This window comes from Micrococcus sp. GbtcB5 (assembly GCF_019091605.1).
Taxonomy (GTDB): domain Bacteria; phylum Actinomycetota; class Actinomycetes; order Actinomycetales; family Micrococcaceae; genus Micrococcus; species Micrococcus luteus.
Genome location: NZ_JAGXJK010000198.1, coordinates 1 through 270 on the forward strand (window position 1 = coordinate 1; position 270 = coordinate 270).

Annotated in this window: 1 protein-coding gene; it reads right to left on the reverse strand. The window is 72.6% G+C overall.

The genetic code is table 11. The features are described from left to right. Nucleotides 1-270 (reverse strand): helix-turn-helix domain-containing protein (locus tag KVS67_RS12020; RefSeq protein WP_217565450.1); only part of this gene is annotated, 270 nt, incomplete at both ends.

The following is a 270-nucleotide window of genomic DNA, read 5'->3' on the forward strand; positions in this document are numbered from 1 at the left end:
GGTACGAAGACACACCCGGTGGCCCTCGGAGACGAGGTGGTGATGGATCCGGCGGGCCGACCACTTCTCCCCGCGACGCAGGGTCTGGATCTGTGCCACCACCTCGGGATCGAGCTGGGCAGGTGAACGGTGCGGCCGGCTGGGCAGGTCCTGTAGGCCGGCTTCTCCCTGGGCGCGGTAGCGGGCCACCCAGGTGGCCACCGCGGGCCGGCTCACCCGGAACTCGGCTGCCACGTGTGCCTGCGGGCTCCCGTCGCGCGAGTGGCGGTG